This window comes from Amycolatopsis sp. CA-126428 (assembly GCF_002904335.1).
Classification (GTDB): domain Bacteria; phylum Actinomycetota; class Actinomycetes; order Mycobacteriales; family Pseudonocardiaceae; genus Amycolatopsis.
On sequence record NZ_PPHF01000041.1, the window covers coordinates 16,451 to 37,701 of the forward strand.

A 21,251-nucleotide genomic window follows, 5' to 3' on the forward strand; every position below is an offset into this window, starting at 1 on the left:
TTCGTCAGCCGAGAGTCCACTTCTGGTTGTTCGCGCCGGTGCAGGTGGCCAGCTGGATCGCGGTGCCGTTCGCGGTCCCGGAGCCGGTGACGTCGAGGCACAGCCCGGACTGGACACCGGTGATGGTGCCGTTCGCGGTGACCTGCCACCGCTGGTTGCCCTGGCCGTTGCAGTTCCAGATCACGACCTTGGTGCCCGGGGTGGTGCCCTGGCCGGTGGCGTCGAGGCACCGGGTGCTGTCGCCGCTGTAGACGGTCAGCTCGCCGGCAGCGGTCCGGGCCCAGGCCTGGTTGGTGCCGCCGTTGCAGTCCCAGATCTGCACCTGCGCGCCGGGCGTGGTGGAGACGCCGCTGACGTCGAGGCACTTGTTCGCGCCCACCGCCCGGACCGGGCCCGCGGCCGGCACGCTCCCGCCGCCGGTGCCCGCGGCCGCGATGACCTGCTGGGCGCCCGAGGGCCAGTTGGTGCCGCTGACCTGGACGTTCCCGGTCAGGACGTTGTTGTGCGGCGAGCCGGTGGCCACCTGGGTCGCGCCGCCGTTGTACCAGTTGCCGCTGAAGGTGTTGTCGTTGGTGTTGTTGGACCCGTTGGCGTTGGTGAAGGCCCAGACCCCGGAATCCTGGATCACGTTGGCCGACAGCGTCACGTAGCGGGAACCCTCGTCCAGGTACAGCCCGACCGTGCGGTTGTTGTCGAAGACGTGGTTGTGGTCGAAGGAGCTGCCCGGGTTGGCGGAGAGGTTGTAGATGCTGCCGCCGTCGTGCATCAGCTTCTTGGTGCCGTGCACCCGGTTGTAGCTGATGACGGTGTCCCGCAGCGTGGTCGGCGTCGAGTAGACGGGCTGGTAGTCGTACAGGCCGCGGTTGCGGTAGTCCTGGCTGCCGCCCTGGTCGTTGGCGCCCCAGCCCCAGCCGACGTCGATGCCGTCGTAGGTCAGGTTCGAGACGTCGTTGTGGGTGATGACGGTGTGCGTCGCGTAGGTCGAGAGGATGCCGGCCATTTCCCGGTAGTCGAGGGCGACCCGGCTCACCGTGTTGTACGAGAGGGTGACGTCCCGGATCGTCATCGCGGAGTTCGACGGGTGGTGGGCGTCGGCGCGCACCCCGCCGACGATGATGCCGCCGCCGGAGTTCTCGGTGAAGGTGTTGTGGTCCACGGTGATCGACGACGCGCCCAGGCCGACGCCGGAGGCGTGGGCGTTCGCGTCGTTGCCGATGCCCAGGGCCACCTGGCCGAGGTGGGTGAAGGTGTTGCCGCTGAAGGTGATCCCGGTGGCGGCCGAGACCTGGACGGCGGCCGGTGCCTGGGCCCAGGTGCTGCGGGCGCCCTCGAACTGGCGGCAGCCGGACTGGCAGGAGGTCAGGAAGTCGCCCGGCATCGGGGCCGCGGCCGGGAGGAACGTGCCGGTCTGCTGGTTCGCGTAGCCGACCGACGTGCTGGGCGTGAGCCAGGTGGTGTGCTCGAAGTTGAGGCCCTTGAAGGTGAGCCCGCGCACCGGGTTGTCGAGGGTGCCGCCGATCTGCAGCAGGGACTGCAGCCGCGGGAGCTCGACGTCGTGGCTGCCGGGGACCCAGCCGCCGGGCGCCTTGTAGTAGAGCTTCCCGGCCTGCGGGTCGAGGTACCACTGACCGGTGTTCTTCAGGAACGAGTACGAGTTCTCGAGGAACAGCTGGCCGCCGCCGAACGGCTTGGCGAGGGTGTCGTAGCCCCAGTTGTTGTTGTTCCACGCGGGTTGCTGCATGACGATCGAGGTCCCGCTGATGTGGTCGACGGGGGAGTACCGGTCGGTGAAGGAGTTCTGGCTCTCCACCTCGATCCGGTTCTGCTGCGGCAGTGTGGCCAGGTAGTTCAGCGCGGAGTTGGTGATGGTCATCCCGGACGTCGTGAACTGCACGTCGTTGCGGGAAATCGTGATCCCCGCCCGCGGCGCGAGCGCGCCGTCGACGAACAGCTGCCGGGAGTCGGCACCCTGCGGCACGGACGCCACCCAGATGTTCTGGCCCGCGTCCTGCACCGACCAGCCGCCGACCTGGCTGCCGCCGGAGAGGACCGGCGTCTGGCCGGCGGCGGCCTGCCAGGTGACGGTGTGTCCGTTCTGCCCGGAGTCGGCGCTGGTGAAGCGCAGCGGGGCGGCCAGCCGGTAGGTCCCGCCGGCCAGCTGCACGACGACGTCGTTGCCGGCCGACTGGGCGCGGGCCAGCTCCTGGGCCTTCGCCGGGGTGGCGACCGGCTGGTCGGGAGTCCCGGGGTTGGCGTCGTTGCCGTTCGGCGCGACGGCGATGGTGACGGTCGCGGCCTGGGCGGACGGGGTGGCGATGGCGGTCACCACGAGAGCGGTGACGAGCGCGGCGGCGATGCGCGACGGCATGGGCGGGGACCTCTCCGAAAGCGAGGCGGCGGTCGGGGGCGCCCAACCGTCCACTGTGTACTGATCACCGGCACCCGGCGGTCAGCCGCCCGCGGCGCGGTGCCGGGGCCGGCCTCCGTCCGGTGGCGGACCGGGCAGGATGTGTCCGACTCATTCGACGCGGCAAGGCTCGGACCGCGATCGAAAGTTTCGAGGATACTCAGGGAGTTTCCGTTGGTGTGTCGGTGATCCATGAGAACAGTGCGCCTGCCCGGCGTCAAGCGAGGAGGTGGCCCATTGCTCCGGATCGCCCCTGCACCCGGCGCTGCGGGTGTAACTTTCAATCCGCTCTGACAAAGATTGACCGGGTGGTGGGTCGGCGAGGTAAGGTGCTGCCCGGAGTTACTGAGTCATACTCATTGCGTGACCCGTGACGAGGAAGTAGCACCGCCTGTCCCGTACCGCCCCGGCTACGAAGTCGTGGCGGAGCAGATCCTCCGGCTGATCGCCGAACTGGAACTGCGGCCCGGCGACCGGATGCCGACCGAGAACGAGCTGGCGGCGCGGATGGGAACCAGCCGGACCATGGTGCGGGAGGCCGTCAAGATCCTCTCGGCCATCGGCCGGGTGCGAGCGCACAAAGGACGTGGGCTGTATGTCTCCGATGACGAGGGCATGCTCGGCGGATCCCGGTGGGGTGCGTTCTTCATGCCCGCCGATCTCGGCCACGTCTACATGCTCTTCGAGTTCCGCCGGATCCAGGAGACCGCGGCGAGCCGCCTGGCGGCGGCCAACGCCACTCCCGCGGAGCTGCGCGCGATCGAGGCCGCCGCCGAGACGTGCCGGCACGGCCACCTGACCGGGCAGTACTCGCTGTTCGACCGGGGCGACGACGACTTCCACGCCGGGATCGCCGTCGCGTCGCACAACCAGTTCCTCGTCGCGTCCGTGCGCGAAGCCCGCCGCCTGCAACGCCAGTCGAACATCATCGGGATGTCCGGCGCAATCGGCGGGCACGCGGCGGGCGCGATCGACGAGCACACCGCGATCTACCGGGCGATCCGGGACGGCGACCCGGACGCGGCGGCCCACGCCGCCGGCGTCCACCTGGACAACACCCTGGAGGACTACCGCCGGGAGATCCAGCGCCGGCTCTTCGGCCGGTGAACACACGCGCCAGACATTCCATTGTGGACTCATACGCTCCCGGGATCTTCCCCGGCCCGGGAGGACGACAACGACGTCCGTAGACAGAGGGAGCCCCTGTGATGGTGAAGAGATCCTTGTTCGCCTCCGCCGTGATCGGAGCCGTGCTCGCCTTGCTGGGGGGCGGGACAGCGCAGGCCGCGCCGGCCACCGCGGCGGCCCCGGCCACCGCGGCCGCCGGCACCGCGGGGTGCGGGAAGGCACCCGGGCTGGCGAGCGGCAACCACACGATCTCCAGCGGCGGCCAGAACCGCAGCTACATCCTGCGGGTCCCGGCCAACTACGACAACAACCACTCCTACCGGTTGTTCGTCGGCCTGCACTGGCGGGGCGGGACGATGAACGACGTCGACTCGGGCGGGACCGACGGCTACAACTGGTCCTACTACGGGCTCCGCCGGCTGGCCGACAGCTCGGGCAACAACACGATCTTCGTGGCCCCGCAGGGCAACGGCAACGGCTGGGCCAACCCCGGCGGCCAGGACGTCACCTTCATCGACGACCTGCTGAAGCAGCTCGAAGGCGCCCTGTGCGTCGACACTTCGCAGGTCTTCGCCGGCGGCTTCAGCTACGGCGCCGCGATGAGCTACGCGCTCGCCTGCGCCCGGCCGACGGTCTTCCGCGCGGTCGCCGTCTACTCCGGCGCGAACCTCAGCGGCTGCAGCGGCGGCACCCAGCCCGTCGCCTACATCGGGATGCACGGCATCAACGACAACGTCCTGCCCATCGCTTCCGGCCGTCAGCTGCGTGACCAGTTCGTGCGGAACAACGGCTGCACCCCGCAGAACCCGCCCGAGCCCGCGAGCGGCAGCCACACCCACATCGTGACCGCCTACTCCGGTTGCCGGGCCGGCTATCCGGTCGTCTGGGGCGCCTTCGACGGCGGGCACGACCCGGGCCCGCGGGACGGCTGCAGCTGCAGCGGCTGGCAGACCTGGACCTCCGGCGAGGTGTGGAAGTTCATCACGCAGTTCGACTCTTCCACCCAGCCGCCGAACCCGCCCGTCCAGACCGGCGTGAACTACAAGCTGGTGGCCCAGCACAGCAGCAAGCTCGTCGGGATCACCGGCGCCTCGACGGCGGCCGGCGCGCTCATCGAGCAGGAGCCGGCCAACGGCGGGCTAAGCCAGCAGTTCGACTTCGTCGATTCCGGTGACGGCTACTACCGGGTCCGGGCGCGCAACAGCGGGCTGGTGCTCCAGGCGGCGAACGCGAACACCGGCGCGGACATCAGCCAGCAGGCCGACACCAACGCCACCGCCCAGCAGTGGCGGGTCGTCGACCAGGGCGGCGGCGCGGTGAGCCTGGTCAACCGGATGAGCGGCCTGGCGCTGGACGTCTGGGGAGTCTCGACCGCCGACGGCGCGCGGATCTCCCAGTGGACGTTCACCGGGAACCCGAACCAGCGGTTCCAGCTCCAGCGCGCCTGAGCCCGTGTCCATCGTCGAACCGTCGGGGTTCCGGCCCACCCTGGCCGACGTCGCGCGGGCGGCCGGGGTGTCCATCGCCACGGCCTCCCGCGTGCTCAACGGCTTCCCGCGGGTGAGCCCGGAACGCCGCAAGCAAGTGGAATCCGCGATGCTGGCGCTGGGCTACGCCCGGCAGCGGGCGGCGAAGGCGAGCAGTGCGCGGCACACCGGCTCGATCGCCCTGGTGGTCTGCGAGGAAGTGCCGCGGTTGTTCACCGACCCGTACTTCCCGCGGATCGCCGCGGGGGTCGGGCGGGAGCTGACCGCGGTGGGGGTGCAGCTCGTGCTGCTCACCGTGCCGGCCACCGACGACTACCAGTCGCCGGTGGTGCGGTACCTCGACGGCGGGCACGTCGACGGCGCCCTCGTCGTCGGCATGCACGGCCGCCGCCCGCTCGACCTGGACTGGCTCGGCATCCCGGTCGTGTTCGGCGGCCGGCCGGTCCAGGCCGGCCGCACGGGCCGGCTGCCGTACGTCGACGCCGACAACCAGGGCGGCGCGCGGCTGGCGACCCAGCGGCTGCTCGACGGCGGCCGCCAGGTCGTGGCGACCGTCGCCGGGCCGCAGGACATGACCGCGGGCGCCGACCGGCTGCTCGGGTACCGGCAGGCGATGACCCGGGCCGGCCGGTACGACGAGAGCCTCGTGGTGTGCGGCGACTTCGGGCAGGCCTCGGGCGAGTACGCGGCGGCCCGGCTGCTCAGCCGCCGTCCGGACGTCGACGGGATCTTCGCGGCCTCGGACATGATGGCGGTCGGGGCGTTGCGCGCGCTCCGCCGCGCGGGCCGGAAGGTGCCCGAGGACGTCGCCCTCGTCGGGTTCGACGACCTGCCGATCAGCTGCTGGACGGACCCCCCGCTCACCACCGTGCGCCAGCCGGTCGAGGAGATGGGCGCCCGGATGACCGCCGAGCTGCTGGCGATGATCGACGGCGCGGCCCCGCGCCGGAGCACGGTGCTCGACACCGAGCTGGTGCCGCGCAAGTCGGCGTGACGCCGCTGTCTGCAGAGGACGAGGAGGAATCGTGCGCGTGTTCGTGGTGGTGGCCGCGATGGTGGTGACGGCGCTGGCCGGGGCGATACCCGCTTCGGCCGCGCCGGCGCCCCTCGTGAGCGCGGCGTCGGGACGGTGCCTGAACGTCAAGGGCGGCACCGACACCCAGGGAGCGACGCTGGAGATCCAGGACTGCACCGGCGCGGCCGGGCAGGCCTACGAGTTCACCGCGGCGGGCGAGCTGCGGACGATGAACGGCACGCGCTGCGTGGACGCCTCCGGCAACGGGACCTCGCCGGGAACGGCGGCGATCATCTGGTCGTGCCACGGCGGGGCGAACCAGCAGTGGCGGCAGAACGCCGACGGCACGATCAGCGGCGTCCAGTCGGGACTGTGCCTGGACGTGACCGGCGCCGGCACGGCCAACGGCACCGCGGTCGTCCTGTGGACCTGCCACGGCGGCAGCAACCAGCAGTGGAGCGCCGGGACGACCCCACCGCCCCCGTCCGGCACGGCGCCGTGCGACATCTACGCGTCCGGTGGCACGCCGTGCGTCGCCGCGCACAGCACGGCCCGCGCGCTCTACGGCACCTACGCCGGCAACCTGTACCAGGTCCGGCGCTCGTCCGACAACACGACCCGCACCATCGGCGTCCGGGCGGCGGGCGGCACCGCCGACGCGGCCGCCCAGGATTCCTTCTGCACCGGCACATCCTGCGTGATCACCGTGGTCTACGACCAGTCCGGGCGCGGGAACGACCTGTGGTACCAGGGATCGACCGTGGTCCCGGGGTCCAGCCAGAGCAGTCCGGCGAAGGCCACGTCGGAGTCGCTCACGGTCGGCGGCGCGAAGGCGTACTCGCTGTACATCAACCCCGGCAACAGCTACTGGCGCGACGGCCACACGACCGGGGTACCGACCGGCAGCGCTCCCGAGGGCATGTACATGGTGACCAGCGGGACGCACGTCAACAGCGGCTGCTGCTTCGACTACGGCAACAGCGAAACCACGAGGAAGGCCGACGCGGCCGGCGCGATGGACGCGATCAACTTCGGCACGGAGTGCTGGTTCGGCGGCTGCCAGGGCTCGGGCCCGTGGGTGCAGGCCGACCTCGAGTGGGGGCTGTACCCCGGCGGCAGCCAGCAGTGGAACCCGAACCAGCGCGCGCTGCCGAGCAAGTTCGTCACGGCGATGCTGAAGAACAACGGCACGTCCCGCTTCGCGCTCAAGGGCAGCAACGCCCAGTCGGGCACCCTCACCACAATGTGGGACGGCGGCCTCCCCGGCGGCTACAGCCCGATGAAGAAGCAGGGCGCGATCATCCTGGGCAGCGGCGGCGACTGCTGCAAACCCGGCGGCGGGGCGAACCTGAGCGCGGGGACGTTCTACGAAGGGGCAATGGTCGCGGGCTACCCGTCGGACGCGACCGAGAACGCGGTGCAGGCGAACGTGGTGGCCGCCGGGTACCGGTAAAAGCCGCTGGAGCGGACGAAAGGGGCTTTCCCCGCGGCTTGGCGACGCGGGGAGAGCCCCTTTTGGCGATCACGACCCCGAAGCATCAGGTCCGACCCGACGCGACCCACCCAGACCTCCTCGGCCAGACCTCCCTGCCCAAGCCTCCCCACCCAGACCTCGCCACCCAGGCTTCCCTGCCCAGACCTCCTCCCGCCCGGCGGGGGCCAGACCCCCCGACCCCCCACCCAGACCTCCCCCCCCGCCACCCCGATCCGAAGCCAGAACGCGGACGGTGGCGCCGGGTCAAGGCATCTTTCCCGCCTTGACGCGGCGCTACCGTCCGGCGTCACAATCCGGCTTCGGGGTGGTGGGTCCCCCGAAGCTTCAGTGAACCGCGCCGCCCCCATCCACGGCCAGACCACCACCGAACCGGTTCGCCTCCATTTGGTCGATTGTCGCCAAAAACCCTCCAGCGTAAGTTCCTCACTGGTCGAACCGGTTCGACGACCGAGGTCGACCCCCGCAAGTCCACCGCCAAAGGAGTCGTCTGTGGACCTCTCGCGTCAGCGGCCCCGCGCTCGCCGTGGCCTGGCCGCCCTCCTGATCACCGGCGCACTGACCGGTGCCTCCGCCGTGGCCCTCCCCGCACCGGCCGAGGCCGCCGACGAGTCGGTCTCGGTCGACTTCTCCGCCGTCGGCGGCTCGCCCACCTACCGGGCCTCCGGGTGGATCTACGGCATGACCGAGAACGCGTCGGGGCCGCCCGACCACTTCTACCGGGACGTGAACTTCCAGGCGATGCGGGCCGGGGGAGCGCAGCTCGACAGCCCGGGTGGCTGGGTGTCGGGCAAATACGACCGGCGGTGGAACGCCACCCGCGCCCAGCTGCTGCGCACCCGCTCGCTCGGCGGGCAGTTCGTCCTGCTCGTCCACGACCTCTGGGGCGCCGACGGCTACCCGATTTCCCGGTTCCCCGGCGACAACGGCGACTGGACCGACTACGACAACTTCCTCACCCGCCTGATCGGCGACGTGCGGGCGACGGGTGCCCCGGTCGAGTGGGACATCTGGAACGAGCCCAACATCTCGCTGTTCTGGAACCGGCCGCAGAGCCAGTACTTCGCCATGTGGCAGCGCGCCTACCAGCGGATCCGGGCGGCCTTCCCGGCGCAGGCGATCGTCGGCCCCAGCCTCGCCGGCGTCCCGTCGACTTCGGGGAGCTGGTGGACGCAGTACCTCGACTTCGTCCGCGGCTCGAACACGGTGCCGGACATCGTCAGCTGGCACTCGCTGCCGGGTGACCCGGTGGCGAACGTCGCCGCGGCCGACGCGTCACTCGGCTCGCGCGGCATCCCGCACCCGAAGCCCTACCAGATCAACGAATACGGGGCGTCGAACGAGCAGAACCCCGGGGACGGCGCCTGGTACATCGCCCGGCTCGAACGCGCCGGCGCCGACGGGCTGCGCGCCAACTGGGCGAGCGGCGGCAACCTGCACGACGACCTCGGCAACCTGCTCGTCCGCACCTCCGCGGGCCGGTACCAGCCCAAGGGCGAGTGGTGGGCCTACCGCTTCTACGCCTCGCAGACCGGCCGGCTCGTGACCACGAAACCCAGTCCCGCCTACGACCCCTTCGCCACGAAGGCGGCCGGGGTGGCGAAGATCCTGGTCGGCGGCGGTGGCACGACCGGGAACGTCGCGGTCGCCCTGCAGCGGCTGGACACCACCTCCGGTGTCGTCCAGAACAACCAGGTGCGGGTGATCGTCCAGCGGATCCCGTACAACGGCGGGGCCGCGGTCCAGAGCCCGGTCACCATCCAGGACTCCGTGGCCACGGTTTCCGGCAACGCCTTGACCGTGAACCTGCCGCACACCACGGTCGACGACGCGGTGAGCATCACCCTGCTGCCGCCGTCGGACAGCGGCTTCCAGACCGTCGCCGTCGCCCAGCATTCCCAGCAGTGCCTGGACAACACCGACCTGAGCACCGCCGACGGCAACCGGCAGCAGCAGGACGTCTGCGACGGCGGAGCCCAGCAACAGTGGAACTTCCGGCCCGTGGCCGGCGCCGCGGGCACGTACACCGTCGTCAACCAGCAGAGCGGCAAGTGCCTCGAAGTCGCCGGTGCCTCGGCCGCCGACGGTGCCGCCGTCCAGCAGCGCACCTGCACCGACGGGGCGACGAACCAGCAGTTCTCGCCGCGGCGGGTCACCTACGGCGGGAACGACTCCCACGACTACCAGCTCGTCGCCCGGCACAGCGGCAAGTGCGTCGACGTCAACGGCGTTTCCACCGCCGCGCGCGCCCCGGTGATCCAGTGGACGTGCAAGCCGGTCACCCAGAACAGCCCGCTCAACCAGACCTGGCGGCTGTGGGGCCGGGGACCGGCCTGACCCCCGGCACCGTCCGGCGCTTCTTCAGGCGCCGGGCCGGTTTCCGGTGGGGATAGTGATGGGCGTGCTCGTCGAAGACGTGCCCTTGTTGAGGAACAGCATGGCGAGCGCGCGGATGAACTGGTCGAAGAGGTAGAAACCCGCCGGGGCGATGGGCAGCAAGCCCTCCCGGAAGGCGATGTACGCGGGCCACCCGGTGCGGATCAGGGTGGCCGCCGCGTAGTCGCGTGGCAGGCCGAGCCAGTCGCCGACTTCGTTGCTGAGCACGTACCGCACGAACTCGTTCAGGAAGCCGCGGGTGACGCCCAGGTCGATCTGCGCGGTCAGGCCGAGCAGGTCCGCGGCCAGCTCCTTGCCTTCGGGCGTCGGGGCGAGCAGCGGGGTGAGCACCTGGGCCGACTGCGTGTCCGCCTCGGCCCACGTCTTCGGGATGAACTCGTCCCGGACACCGAGCAGGTGGATGGCGACCTGCCACTGGTGCAGGAAGGCGTCCTCGTCCGCGGCGGACATCGGGACGTGCCACTCCTTGAGCTTCCGGTGCACGAAGGTGCCGAGGCTGTGGAAGGTGACCAGGATGTCGCCGTTGCTGATCGGCACCCGCTCGTCGGCGACCGCCCGCCAGTGCGGCGACTGCGGCAGCAGGTGGCGCACCGCGGCGTGCACCAGGCGCGTCTTGTTGGCCGTGACCACGAACTGGCCCGAGGGCTCGAACGCGCGGGCCTCGCTCAGGTCGTAGCCGAAGGTGAACGTCTTGGCCGCGCGGTCCTGCATGGCGGCACCCCCGGCGGACCAGTAGACCGACCGGGCCTCCCGCGGGATGACCGTGCTCATGATGCCGCTGCCGAGGCCGTAAAGCAGGAACAGGTAGGTGTCCTTGCGCCGGTTGAAGTCGGCGGCGCGGCGCAGCTTGGCGGGGTCGGCCCAGGAGGGCAGCCGGTTGGCGCCCTGGAGCCAGGCGGCGACGTCCGCGGGCAGGCCGGCGGGCAGCGGGTCGGCGTTGTCCACCCACGACCGCAGGGCGGTGTTGACCGCGGGGACCCCGCCGGTGTCGAGGACGCCCGCCATCAGGCGGTCCACTTCGTCGTCCCAGACCCACCAGGGGTCGGTCGCGGTCGTCGACGCCCAGGCCGGGACGACGCTCGCCGCGCCCACCAGGCCCAGTGCCACGCCGAGCGAAAGGGCGTTCCTCCTGCTGAGATTGCTCATTTACTTACCTAGCTTCCTTGGTAGGCAGTAGCCGGTCAGACTGGGTATGAGCGGTGCTTGAGAGGAGATTCCTCATTAACATAGAAGGTGACTCGCGGGTCGGCAAGACCTCGCCCGCCTGTGGTTGACTGACCGCATGGCCCCGCGCACTTCGCTCCGGTGGCCGCGGTGACCGCCGAGCCGGCCGCGGCCGTCCGGCCTCGCAACCGGCGGCAGCTCATCGTCGAGGCGGGCGCCGCGGTGTTCAGCGAGCGCGGCTACCACGCGGCGTCCATGGAGGAGATCGCGGCGCGCGTGGGCATCACCGCGGCCGCCCTGTACCGGCACTTCCCGAACAAGTACGCGCTCTTCGCCGAGTGCGCGAACGTCATGGCGGACCGGCTCGTCGCCGCGCTCGCCGAAGTGGCCCCGGACGCGCCCCTCGCGGAGATCTTCGCCGCCGTCACCCGGGTCACCGTCGCCCACCGGGAAACCGGGGGCGTGTACCGGTGGGAGGCCCGGTACCTCGAGCGCGAAGACCGCCGGCTGCTCGCCGGGAAGTTCGCGCACGTCGTCGAGCGCGTGGCGGCGGCGGTGCGGCGCGAGCACCCGTGGCCCGGCGAGCACCTGCGGGCCGTGGCGGCGCTGGGGGCCATCGGGTCGGTCACGACGCACCACAACTCGATCGGCCGGCGCCGGGTCGGGGACCTGCTGCGGGCCGCGGCGGGCCGGGTGGCCGCCACCGGCCCCGCCACGGCGCACGCGCCCTTCGTCGAGATCCCGGCCCCGCCGGTGCCCCGGACCCGGCGGTCGGAGATCCTCGCGGCCGCCGTCCCGCTGTTCGAACGGGACGGGTTCGCCACCGTGACGAACGGCCGGATCGCCGAGGCGGTCGGGCTGGTGCCGTCCGCGCTCTACCGGTACTTCCCGGGCAAGGCCGACATCCTGGCGGCGGCCTGCCTGCAAGCCGCGGCGCTGCTGGCCCAGGCGGTCGAGCACAACCTGCGCGGGACGACCGATCCGCACGGCGCCCTGAGCGCCCTGACGGCGACGTATGTGGCCTACAGCTTCGAGCACAGTGCCCTCAACAGCGTGGCCAACGCGGAAATCGCCGGCTTGCCCGACGCCCTTCGCCGCCCGCTGGTCGCGGCGCAGCGCGAGCACATCGCCGTGTGGGAGCAGCACCTGGGCGAAGCCCGCCCGGAACTCGATGCCCGCCAGGCCCGGGTGCTGGTGCACGCGGGCTTCGGCGTGGTGGTCGAGGCCGGCCGCCGGCTGCGGTGGGCGGACCGCCCCGAGCACCGGGCCGCGGTGGCCGCGCTGCTCGTCAGCGCCCTCGGGCTGTGATCTCGGGCCGGCCTACCAGCACTGGCCGCGGGAGCGCTCGATGCCGGTCGCGGAGTTCACCGACGAACCCGCCGTGGCCGGCCCCCCGACGACGTGGTCCGGCGCGACGGACTCCGGCAGGCGCTGCTGACCCTGCCGTCCGGATCACGACGGACGCGGACGGTCGCAGGACGACCAGCGACCGGCCCGGGCCACGGCGGCTGACCATCACCTCGCGGATTTGGTTTCGCACCGCACTCGCGGCGCGGCCTCGGTCCCGGAGGCCACGCAGTCGACGACCCGGCCGGGCGCCGGAACGGCGTAGCTGAAGACGATCGGCGCGTCGGAGTCCGGCCCGGCCGAGAACTTGACGACCGTGGCCTTCCGGTTTCCGTTGCCGTGCAAGGTCTTCGAGTAGTAGGTGGTGTGCGGGCCGATGGCGGTGGTGATGCCGTCGCCGTCGTCGTCGAGTTCGTGCACGTTGAGCACGTAGTCGCCGGTGGTGTACTTGCCTTCGTTCTCGTGGCCGGCATCGGCCGGGGCCGAGCTGGTGATTTCGGGCGAGACGGGATCGGCGGCGGTGGCGATGACGGTGGCCCCGACGGCGACCACCGCGGCCCCGGCCACGGCCGCGGTGACGACGACTCGCTTGGCGGTGAACTTCATGGTCCCCTCCTCCCCGCCTGACGATCAAGCTAGGGGAGGGCAGGGGCAGGTCACCTCGGCCGAAGGGGCGGTTCGGCCACCGCGGGCTCGTCCTTTCGGCCGATGTCCGGCGGCACCGGCCGGCTCGCGGTGACCGGGCGGCGAACCGGCGTCAACCTGCGTGCGGGCGAGAGGGGCCGCATGCGTGGTTGCTGCTGCTGGGTGCTGCTGTTCTTCGTCTCGAGCGCCGTCGGGCTCCCCCTGATGGCCCGCCGCCGGTTCCGCCGGTACTTCGCGCTCGCCGACCGGATCGGCGCCCGCGACGGCCGGGTCGTCCGGGAACTGACGAAGAAGTTCATGGTCATCGGCTTCGAGCCCGGGGTGACCGTGCAGACCCTGCGCCCCGGCACCGAAGGCGAAGTGCTCGTGAAGCTCCGCAGGGCTGCTCTCGAGGCGGGCTGCGGGTTCGTCCCTCGCGACGGTTTTCGCCTCCAGAGCGAGGCATTCGAGGCGTCGCTCACGATCCACGTGCACGGGCCGGGCGGCCACAACCGGGAGCACGTTCCCGAGGGGTACGTGATGACGGAAGTCTCGATCGACGAGTGGAAGGGCTTCCGGTCGGTCAAGCTCCGGCGCGCCCGCGGCGGCGACCGGCCGGCCTGAACCCGGTCACGACCGCGCCCGCCGCCACACCGCCAGCGCCGTCGCGGCCAAGGCACTCCCCGCTGCGGCGAGGGCACCGTGGTGCCGGCTCGCCCACAGCTGCACGCTTCTCGGCGTCGCCTTGTCGTCGAACTGGCCGTGCGCACCGAAATCCCGCGCGCGGTCCGCGGGCGACCACAGGTTCTCCGGCTGGTCCGACGGCTTCGTGGCTCCCGTCTGCTGCGACCGGTAGCCGGTCCGGGCGAGGTACCGATCGAGGACACCCGGCGCGACGGCGTTCGCGATGAGTGTGCCGACCGTGCTCCCGCCGACCCAGTACTCCCGGCGGCGCGGGTGATCGGCCGCGTGCAGCACCGCCCGGGCCGCCACCTCCGGCTGGTAGATCGGGGGCACCGGCTGGGCCTGGTTCGGCAGCTTGGACCGCACCCAGGAGAACTGCGGCGTGTTGACCGCCGGCATCTGCACCATCGTCGTGCGGACGTGGCTGCCGTCGTGCAGCAGCTCGCAGCGCAGGGCCTCGTTGAACCCCTGGGTCGCGTGCTTCGCGCCGCAATACGCGCTCTGCAAAGGGATTCCGCGGTACGCCAGCGCCGAGCCGACCTGCACGATCGTGCCGCGATCGCGCGGCTTCATCCGGCGCAGGGCGGCCATCGTGCCGTGCACGTAGCCGAGGTAGCTCACGTCGGTGACGCGGCGGAACTCGTCCGGCTCGATCTCCGCGAACGGCGCGAAAACCGAAGTGAACGCCACGTTCACCCACACGTCGATCGGGCCGAGTTCCCGCTCGGCCCGGGAAGCGGCGGCGTCGACCTGGTCGAAATCGGCGACGTCGGTGGGAATGGCGAGCGCCGTCCCCCCGCTTCGGGTGACATCTTCCGCGGCGGCTTCGAGGCCTTCCTTCCCGCGTGCCAGCAGGGCGACCCGCGCCTGCCGGGCCCCGAACGCCCGCGCCACGGCGCGGCCGATACCGCCACTGGCCCCGGTCACGACGACGACCTGGTTCATGCTTGCCTCCGTTTCCCGTACCGGCTCAAGTGGCCGCGACCACCGGCGCCGCGGCGCGCCACCGAGGCGACACCACGGCCGGTCCGAACATGCTCACGCCGTGCAGGCAAGATCCCGCCGCCCCACACCGCCCGCGCCGCCGCGACCCCGCGCGTCACCGGTTCTTCCCGGGCAGGAACTCCTGCAGCTTCGTCTTGACGCCCTGCGCCACGAGGTGGAACGCGTCGGGGTCGCCCTTCAGCACCGCCTGAGCGGCCGACTTCACCTGCTCGAAGGTGGCGTGCGGCGGGATCGGCGGCACGTCCGGGTCGCAGCGGACGTCCAGCACCGCCGGCTTGCCCGCGGTGAGCACCGTGTCCCAGGCCGAAGCGAGCTGGTCCGGCTTGTCGACCGTGACGGCGGCGAGGCCGAGGGACAGGGCGAAGCCCGCGTAGTCGACGTCCGGCAGGGTCTGGGACTCCTCGAACTTGGGCGCGCCGCCCATCGCGCGCAGCTCCCAGGTGACCTGGTTGAGGTCGTTGTTGTGGAAGACGCAGATCACGCAGCGCGGATCGCTCCACAGCGATTGGTAGCGCGCGATGGTGATCAGCTCGGCGAGGCCGTTCATCTGCATGGCGCCGTCGCCGACGAGGGCGATCACCGGCCGGTCGGGGTGGGCGAACTTGGCGCCGATGGCGTACGGCACGGCCGGGCCCATCGTGGCCAGGGTGCCCGACAGCGACCCGCGGATGTCGCCGCGGATGCGGAGGTTGCGGGCGTACCAGTTGGTGGAGGAGCCGGAGTCCGCGGTGACGATGGCGTTCTCCGGGATCCGCTTCGACAGCTCGGACACGATCGCCATCGGGTTCACCGGGTCGGCGTCGACGGCGGCTTCCTTCTCGACGGTCTCCCACCAGGAGGCGACGTTCTTCTCGATCGTCTCGCGCCACGCCCGGTCCGGCTTGCTCGTCAGCTTCGGCAGGAGCGCGCGCAGCGTGGCCGCGCTGTCGCCGACGAGGTTGACCTCGGTCGGGTAGCGCATCCCGATCAGCCGGCCGTCCAGGTCGATCTGCACGGCCCGCGCCTGGCCGAAGTCCGGCAGGAACTGGCTGTACGGGAAGTTCGAGCCGACGATCAGCAGCGTGTCGCAGTCGCGCATCAGCTCGTAGCTCGGGCGGGTGCCGAGCAGCCCGATCGAGCCGGTCACCCACGGCAGGTCGTCGGGCAGGACGTCCTTGCCCAGCAACGCCTTCGCCACGCCCGCGCCGGTGATCCCGGCGACCTCGCGGACCTCCTCGGCCGCGCCGCGGGCGCCCTGCCCGACCAGGATGGCGACCTTCTCGCCGGCGTTGAGCACCTCGGCCGCCGCGTCGATGTCGGCCTCGGCCGGCACCGGCCGCGACCACGCCGTGCCCGGCGGGCTGGACGGCACCTGCTTGAACGCGTGCTGCGGCGGCGAGTACGTCTCCTCCTGCAGGTCCGCGGGGATGATCAGGGCGGTCGGGCAGCGGGACGACTCGGCCGTCCGGATCGCCCGGTCGAGCGCGTTCGGCAGCTGCTCGGGGACGTTGACCTCGACGAGGTACTCGCTCGCGACGTCCTTGAAGAGCGCCTGCAGGTCGACCTCCTGCTGGTAGCTGCCGCCCATCGCGCTGCGCGCGGTCTGCCCGACGATCGCGACCACCGGCACGTGGTCGAGCTTCGCGTCGTAGAGCCCGTTGAGCAGGTGGATCGCGCCCGGGCCGGAGGTGGCCATGCAGACGCCGACCTTGCCGCTGAACTTCGCGTAGCCGACGGCCGAGAAGGCGGCCATCTCCTCGTGCCGGGCCTGCACGAACCGGGGCTGGTTGTCCGCTTTGCCGAACGAGGCGACGAGCCCGTTGATGCCGTCGCCCGGATAGGCGAAGACCTGGTCCACGCCCCACTCGCGCAGGCGCTGGAGCAGGTAGTCACCGACTGTCTGGCTCATGAGTACTCCCTTGGGCGTGCGGGTGCCGCTTCGGTGAGCGCCTCCCTCCTCCCGTCGGCGCTCACGGAATCGCTGTACCCGCTTTCGCCGGCTATCATGCTTGCGTGACGCAAACGTGGCAGGAGCACGACGGCGCCGACGCGGCGTTGGCGGCGTTGCGGGCGATGGTGCTGATCGCCGACTCGACCGTCGAGCGGAACACCGAGCAGCTGACGCTGACCCAGTTCCGCGCGCTGCGGGTGGTGGTCGACCGGACCCCGGTCACCATGGGCCGGGTGGCGCGCGAGCTGGCGATGAACCCGTCGTCGGTCACCCGGGCGTGTGATCGGCTGGTCGCGCTGAACCTGCTGGAAAAGGCCCCCAACCCGCTGAACCGGCGCGAAACGCTGCTCGCGCCGACCGGCCCGGGGCGGCAGCTCGTGGACCGCGTCGACCGCGATCGCCGCCGGGTGCTGGCGGGCGTCCTGAGCCGCCTCGACCCCGCGACGCGGATGGCCGCGATCACCGCGTTCGAGCGGTTCGCCGGAGCGGTCGAAGTGGACGAAGCGGATGCCCGCTCACTGTTGCGTCGCGCAAACTAAACCGAGCGGATCGAAGTTTGGCCACGGGGATCGGGGGTATGCCCGCGCCGGCGAACTCGTCGAGGCGAGCAGGGCCTCCCGCCCGCGCTGCGGTGCGCCGACCCGCGGGACACCCGGTCGCCCGCTTTCGTCAGCCGCCGGAGCCGCCGGCCTTGGCGTCCCCGCCGGGCCGGTGCTGGTCGGCGACCTGCCTCAGGAACGCCACCGGGTCTTCGCCGAGGCTGGCGAGGCTCCGGTGGCGGATCACCGCCGTCACCGCGGCCGTTCCGACCGCCCACACCGCGATCACCAGCACCACCGCCGGGGCCGGCAGCACGCGGTGCAGGAACGCCAGGTTCGCCGTCACCGCCAGGGCCGCCACCCGGGCCAGCGCGAAGTACCAGCGGTGCGACCCCGCCGCGAAGACCCTCGTGCCGGCCAGGTACATCGTCAAGCCCGCCGTCGTGAACCACGCCGCCGCGCTCGGCGGGGACTCGTGCAGGGACAGGTTCACCCCCGCCGCCATCAGCACCAGCGCGAAGGCCGGCATCAGGTGCCCGCCCGCGTACAGCGAATACGCCAGCGCCGGGTTGCCGCCCGAGAACCCCAGCAGGCGCTCGTAGATCTCCACCGCCGAGGAGAAGTACACCCACCACAGCGCCCCCGCCAGGACCAGCCCGCCGGCCAGGGCCAGCCAGTACCCGAGGTCGTCGGCCGGCCGCTCGAGCGCCGCCGTGCCCACCGTGATCACCAGCTCGCCGAGCAGCAGGATCATGAACAGCCCGAACCGCTCCGCGAGGTGCGCCGAGTCGATCGCCAGGTCGGGGTCGCGCGGCGGCGCCAGCATGAGCCGCCACCGGGCTTCGCGCGTGGGCCGCTCGCCGCGACGCCGTCCGTGACGGTCGCCGAGCAGCAGGAACCCGGCTTCCTGCAGGAGCGCGACCGCCCACAGCGCCCACGAGTGCGGGATGACGGCCGAGACGCCGAACAGGACGGCCGAAACCGTGTAGCCCACGCTGATCCGCCGCTGGTCGATCCCGTCGCGCGGCCACCGGTGCGCGGCCGCCAGGATCAGGCGGACCCCGGCCATCGCCGCGGCGAAGATCGCCGGGTGCCCTTCGAAGACGTGGTGCGCCTGCGTCGCGGCGATCCCGCAGGGGATCGTGCCGGCGAGCACGAACAGCCGGTCGGCGACGCGGCTGTCGTCGCCGCGGCGGTTGTACAGCACGGCGAAGCCGATCCACGTCCACCAGAGCGTCGCGAACAGGCCGAGCGCCGCGGCCGCGCGCGCCCAGTGCGGGTCCGCGACGATGCCGTGCGCCACCTGTCCCACCGCGAACACGAAGACCAGGTCGAAGTACAGCTCGACCCAGCCGACCCGCTTGCCGCCTTCGTCCACATCGGTCACGGGGAATTAATAACACACCGTCCGAACAATGCCGGAATTCGCCCCACCCGTTCCTGTGGGTAATTCTGCCGCCAGCGCGAAGCCGTGTCCCGTTTTGCCGCCTCGGTGGGCCCGGAGCTGCGCGAACACCCTTGAACAGTGTGCAAGCAGCGACCGCCGGAACACAATCCGTGAGCCGCGGAAATAATTGGATCTCGGCGTTCCGAAACGCCGCCGGGCAGGGTTGACAAGCACGCAGCGGGTGATGTCTTCTGCTGATCGGCTCGATCAACGCCACGTCTTCCCTGGGGCTCCTCGTCCTGTCCGAGTTCGACATCGGCCGTACCCGCGGCCGGGAATCGAGCGATTCCGCCATGCACGAAAGCAGATCCACGCCCCGCCGTCCGGCGGACGCCGCGTGGTGGCCGGCGCACTGGAGCGTCCGCACCAAGATCAGCGTCGTCCTGCTGCTGCCGGTCCTGGTCGCGGTGGCGCTCGCGGAAGTCCGGATCCAAGGCGAACTCGACCGGGCGACCGCGCTCAGCGCGGCCCGCGACCGGCTGCCGGTGCTGCACGACACGATCGACCTGACCGCCTCGCTGGGCGAGGAAATGGTGGCCGCGGTCGCGGTTCCGGCGGGCGCGCCGGACACGTTGACCGCGGCCGTCGACGCGAAGGTGGCCGCGGTCCAGCGCGACGCCGGTTTCGCGCCGCTGCCGGGCGACACCGGCCGGGCGCTGAACACCGCGCTGGGCAAGCTCGCCGGGATCCGCGCGGCCGGCGCCGGCGGGGGCGACGTCCGCACGAAAGCCGGCGGCTACAACGACATCATCGCCACCCTCGGCGACCTCGTGCCCGCCTTCGTCCCGGCCGACGCCGGTGCCGAAACCGCGGGCGGCGCCGACACCGCCCGGCTGCTGGTGCACCTGCGGGCCGAGCTGGCCACCGAGGAGACCTACGCGCGGGCGGCCCGGAACAGCCCGGACGACGCTTCGCTGCGCCCGGCCGTCGTGCAGACCGCGGCCGAGCAGGAGGTGCTCGGCGAGCAGGCCGAACACCAGCTCTCCGGCGATCTCCTGGCCCGGTTCAAGGCGGCGGCGAGTTCCGGCGAGGCCCGCCTCGACGCCCTGCAGGAGAGCGGGAACAGCGCGCCGCTCGCGTCGTTCGCGCCCTCGATCGCCGCGGAGACGACCGGCGTGACGGCCGTGCTGGACGACGTCGCGGCGAAGCTGGCGGGCGACGTCTCGGCCGCGGCCGACCGGGCCCGCGCGGATTCGCTGCGCGACGCGGCCCTGGTGCTCGGTTCGCTGCTCGGCGCGCTCGCGATCGCGCTGCTGGTGGTGCGCTCGCTGGTCACGCCGGTGCGCCGGCTGCGCGCGGAGGCCCTGCGCGCGGCGAACGAGCAGCTCCCGGAGACGGTCCGGAAGATCCGCGAGGGGCACGACGTCGACTGGCGCGCGGTGCCCGGCAGCGGGGTCCGGACCGACGAGGAGGTCGGGCAGCTGGCCCGCGCGTTCGACGACATGCACCGCCAGGCGGTCCGGCTCGCGGTCGAGCAGGCCGAGCTGCGCAAGCAGGTCAGCGAGATGTTCATGACGCTGTCGCGGCGGAGCCAGTCGCTGGTCGAGCAGCAGCTGTCGATCATCGAAGACCTCGAGGCGGGCGAGGACGACCCGCGCCGGCTCGACGAGCTGTTCCGCATCGACCACATCGCGACCCGGCTGCGCCGCAACGGCGAGAACCTGCACGTCCTGGCGGGCGGCCGCCCGGTCCGCCACGGCCGCGAACCGGTGCCGACGCGCGACCTCCTGCGCGCGGCGACGTCGGAGGTCAAGGACTACCGCCGGGTGGCGCTGGGCAACGCGCCGCGCAGTTCGGTCCAGCCCGAGGCGGCGGCGGACGTGGTGCACATCCTCGCCGAGCTGCTGGAGAACGCGACGCGCTTTTCGCCGCCGGAGCACAAGGTGGCGCTGACGGCCGACCGCGGCGCCGACGGCGGGCTGCTCATCGAGGTGGTCGACCAGGGGCTGGGCATGACCCCGGAGGAGCTGGCGACGGTGAACGCCCGGCTGGCGGCGGCCGGCACGGTCGGCCCGGAGACGACGCGCCGGATGGGCCTGTTCGTGGTCGGCAGGCTGGCGGCCCTGCACGGCGTGACGGTGCGCTTGCGGGCCACGGGAGCGGCGGCCCGCCACGCGGGGGTGACGGCGAGCGTCCACGTCCCGGGCGCACTGGTGCTGGCGGACCTGGCCCGCCCGATCGGCGCGGGCCGGCGCGGACCGGCGGGCCGCAACGGCCACCCGCGGCCGCCGGTGGCCCCGGAGGTGCCGGCCCAGGCTTCGACGCCGATCTTCGAGCAGGTGGTGACGAGCTGGTTCACCGAGCCGCCGGCCAAGCCGGTGGCCCGCCGCAACGGAGCCAAGGAACCGATCCGGTGGCCGGCGGCGGGGGAGCGGCCGGCGGACGCCGAGCCGGAGGAGAACGCCGCGGCCGAGCGCCCCGCCGCCCACCGGGCACCGGCGGACCCGGCGGTCTCGGTGGCCACGGCGGACTCGGCGGAATCCGCGGCCGACCGGATCGCTCCGGTCGAGGCTGGGTGGACGGGCCGTGCCGAGGCTTCCGCGGCGCACCGAGCGGTTTCGGCGGAGTCGGTGGGTTCGGCGGAC

15 protein-coding genes are annotated in these 21,251 nt (G+C 72.1%); 9 read left to right on the forward strand and 6 right to left on the reverse strand.

All coding sequences use genetic code 11. The features are described 5' to 3' along the window. Positions 1–4: 4 nt before the first annotated feature. On the reverse strand, positions 5–2,368 hold the full coding sequence (locus tag C2L58_RS12455; RefSeq protein ID WP_103337728.1) for an RICIN domain-containing protein: 2,364 nt from the start codon (positions 2,366–2,368) through the stop codon (positions 5–7). 402 nt (positions 2,369–2,770) lie between these two features. On the opposite strand from C2L58_RS12455, the gene C2L58_RS12460 reads away from it, so the two are divergent. The 5 genes from C2L58_RS12460 (at position 2,771) to C2L58_RS12480 (ending at position 9,866) form a co-directional block, all read left to right on the forward strand. Beyond that, a complete protein-coding gene (locus tag C2L58_RS12460) occupies positions 2,771–3,514 on the forward strand; it encodes a FadR/GntR family transcriptional regulator (RefSeq protein ID WP_233225689.1) in 744 nt (247 codons plus the stop codon). 101 nt (positions 3,515–3,615) lie between these two features. Next, positions 3,616–4,983, forward strand: coding sequence for an RICIN domain-containing protein (locus C2L58_RS12465; RefSeq protein ID WP_199191235.1), 1,368 nt, complete (start codon positions 3,616–3,618; stop codon positions 4,981–4,983). 4 nt (positions 4,984–4,987) lie between these two features. After that, positions 4,988–6,016 (forward strand): LacI family DNA-binding transcriptional regulator, encoded by a 1,029-nt coding sequence (locus C2L58_RS12470; protein WP_103337731.1) that lies wholly within the window; start codon positions 4,988–4,990, stop codon positions 6,014–6,016. A 31-nt stretch (positions 6,017–6,047) separates the two neighbouring features. Then, positions 6,048–7,490: an arabinofuranosidase catalytic domain-containing protein gene (locus tag C2L58_RS12475; RefSeq protein ID WP_103337732.1), complete on the forward strand. Its 1,443-nt coding sequence runs from the start codon at positions 6,048–6,050 to the stop codon at positions 7,488–7,490. A 531-nt stretch (positions 7,491–8,021) separates the two neighbouring features. After that, positions 8,022–9,866: an RICIN domain-containing protein gene (locus tag C2L58_RS12480; RefSeq protein WP_103337733.1), complete on the forward strand. Its 1,845-nt coding sequence runs from the start codon at positions 8,022–8,024 to the stop codon at positions 9,864–9,866. A gap of 24 nt (positions 9,867–9,890) precedes the next feature. On the opposite strand, the gene C2L58_RS12485 is transcribed toward C2L58_RS12480, so the two are convergent. Further along, positions 9,891–11,072 (reverse strand): oxygenase MpaB family protein, encoded by a 1,182-nt coding sequence (locus tag C2L58_RS12485; RefSeq protein ID WP_103337734.1) that lies wholly within the window; start codon positions 11,070–11,072, stop codon positions 9,891–9,893. A 168-nt stretch (positions 11,073–11,240) separates the two neighbouring features. On the opposite strand from C2L58_RS12485, the gene C2L58_RS12490 reads away from it, so the two are divergent. Then, complete coding sequence (locus tag C2L58_RS12490; protein ID WP_103337745.1) at positions 11,241–12,398, forward strand: TetR/AcrR family transcriptional regulator; 1,158 nt, start codon at positions 11,241–11,243, stop codon at positions 12,396–12,398. A 207-nt stretch (positions 12,399–12,605) separates the two neighbouring features. Here the strand turns inward: C2L58_RS12490 and C2L58_RS12500 are convergent, their stop codons facing one another. After that, entirely contained in the window at positions 12,606–13,043 is a 438-nt protein-coding gene (locus C2L58_RS12500) for a hypothetical protein (RefSeq protein ID WP_103337735.1), read from the reverse strand. 102 nt (positions 13,044–13,145) lie between these two features. On the opposite strand from C2L58_RS12500, the gene C2L58_RS12505 reads away from it, so the two are divergent. Continuing rightward, positions 13,146–13,685: a hypothetical protein gene (locus C2L58_RS12505; protein ID WP_103337736.1), complete on the forward strand. Its 540-nt coding sequence runs from the start codon at positions 13,146–13,148 to the stop codon at positions 13,683–13,685. Between the two features lie 6 nt (positions 13,686–13,691). Here C2L58_RS12505 and C2L58_RS12510 read toward each other — a convergent pair whose 3' ends face one another. Further along, on the reverse strand, positions 13,692–14,690 hold the full coding sequence (locus C2L58_RS12510; RefSeq protein WP_103337737.1) for an SDR family oxidoreductase: 999 nt from the start codon (positions 14,688–14,690) through the stop codon (positions 13,692–13,694). 154 nt (positions 14,691–14,844) lie between these two features. Further along, the gene (locus tag C2L58_RS12515) at positions 14,845–16,638 is read right to left on the reverse strand and encodes a thiamine pyrophosphate-requiring protein (RefSeq protein ID WP_103337738.1); all 1,794 of its coding nucleotides are present in this window, start codon (positions 16,636–16,638) and stop codon (positions 14,845–14,847) included. A gap of 104 nt (positions 16,639–16,742) precedes the next feature. On the opposite strand from C2L58_RS12515, the gene C2L58_RS12520 reads away from it, so the two are divergent. Next, positions 16,743–17,219 carry a MarR family winged helix-turn-helix transcriptional regulator gene (locus C2L58_RS12520; RefSeq protein WP_103337739.1) on the forward strand — a complete coding sequence of 159 codons (477 nt, stop codon included), beginning with the start codon at positions 16,743–16,745 and terminating at the stop codon, positions 17,217–17,219. 130 nt (positions 17,220–17,349) lie between these two features. Here C2L58_RS12520 and C2L58_RS12525 read toward each other — a convergent pair whose 3' ends face one another. Further along, positions 17,350–18,606 (reverse strand): low temperature requirement protein A, encoded by a 1,257-nt coding sequence (locus C2L58_RS12525; RefSeq protein ID WP_103337740.1) that lies wholly within the window; start codon positions 18,604–18,606, stop codon positions 17,350–17,352. Positions 18,607–18,959: 353 nt separating this feature from the next. Here C2L58_RS12525 and C2L58_RS12530 point away from each other — a divergent pair. Continuing rightward, a partial coding sequence (locus C2L58_RS12530) for a sensor histidine kinase (RefSeq protein WP_103337741.1) occupies positions 18,960–21,251 on the forward strand: 2,292 nt, incomplete at its 3' end.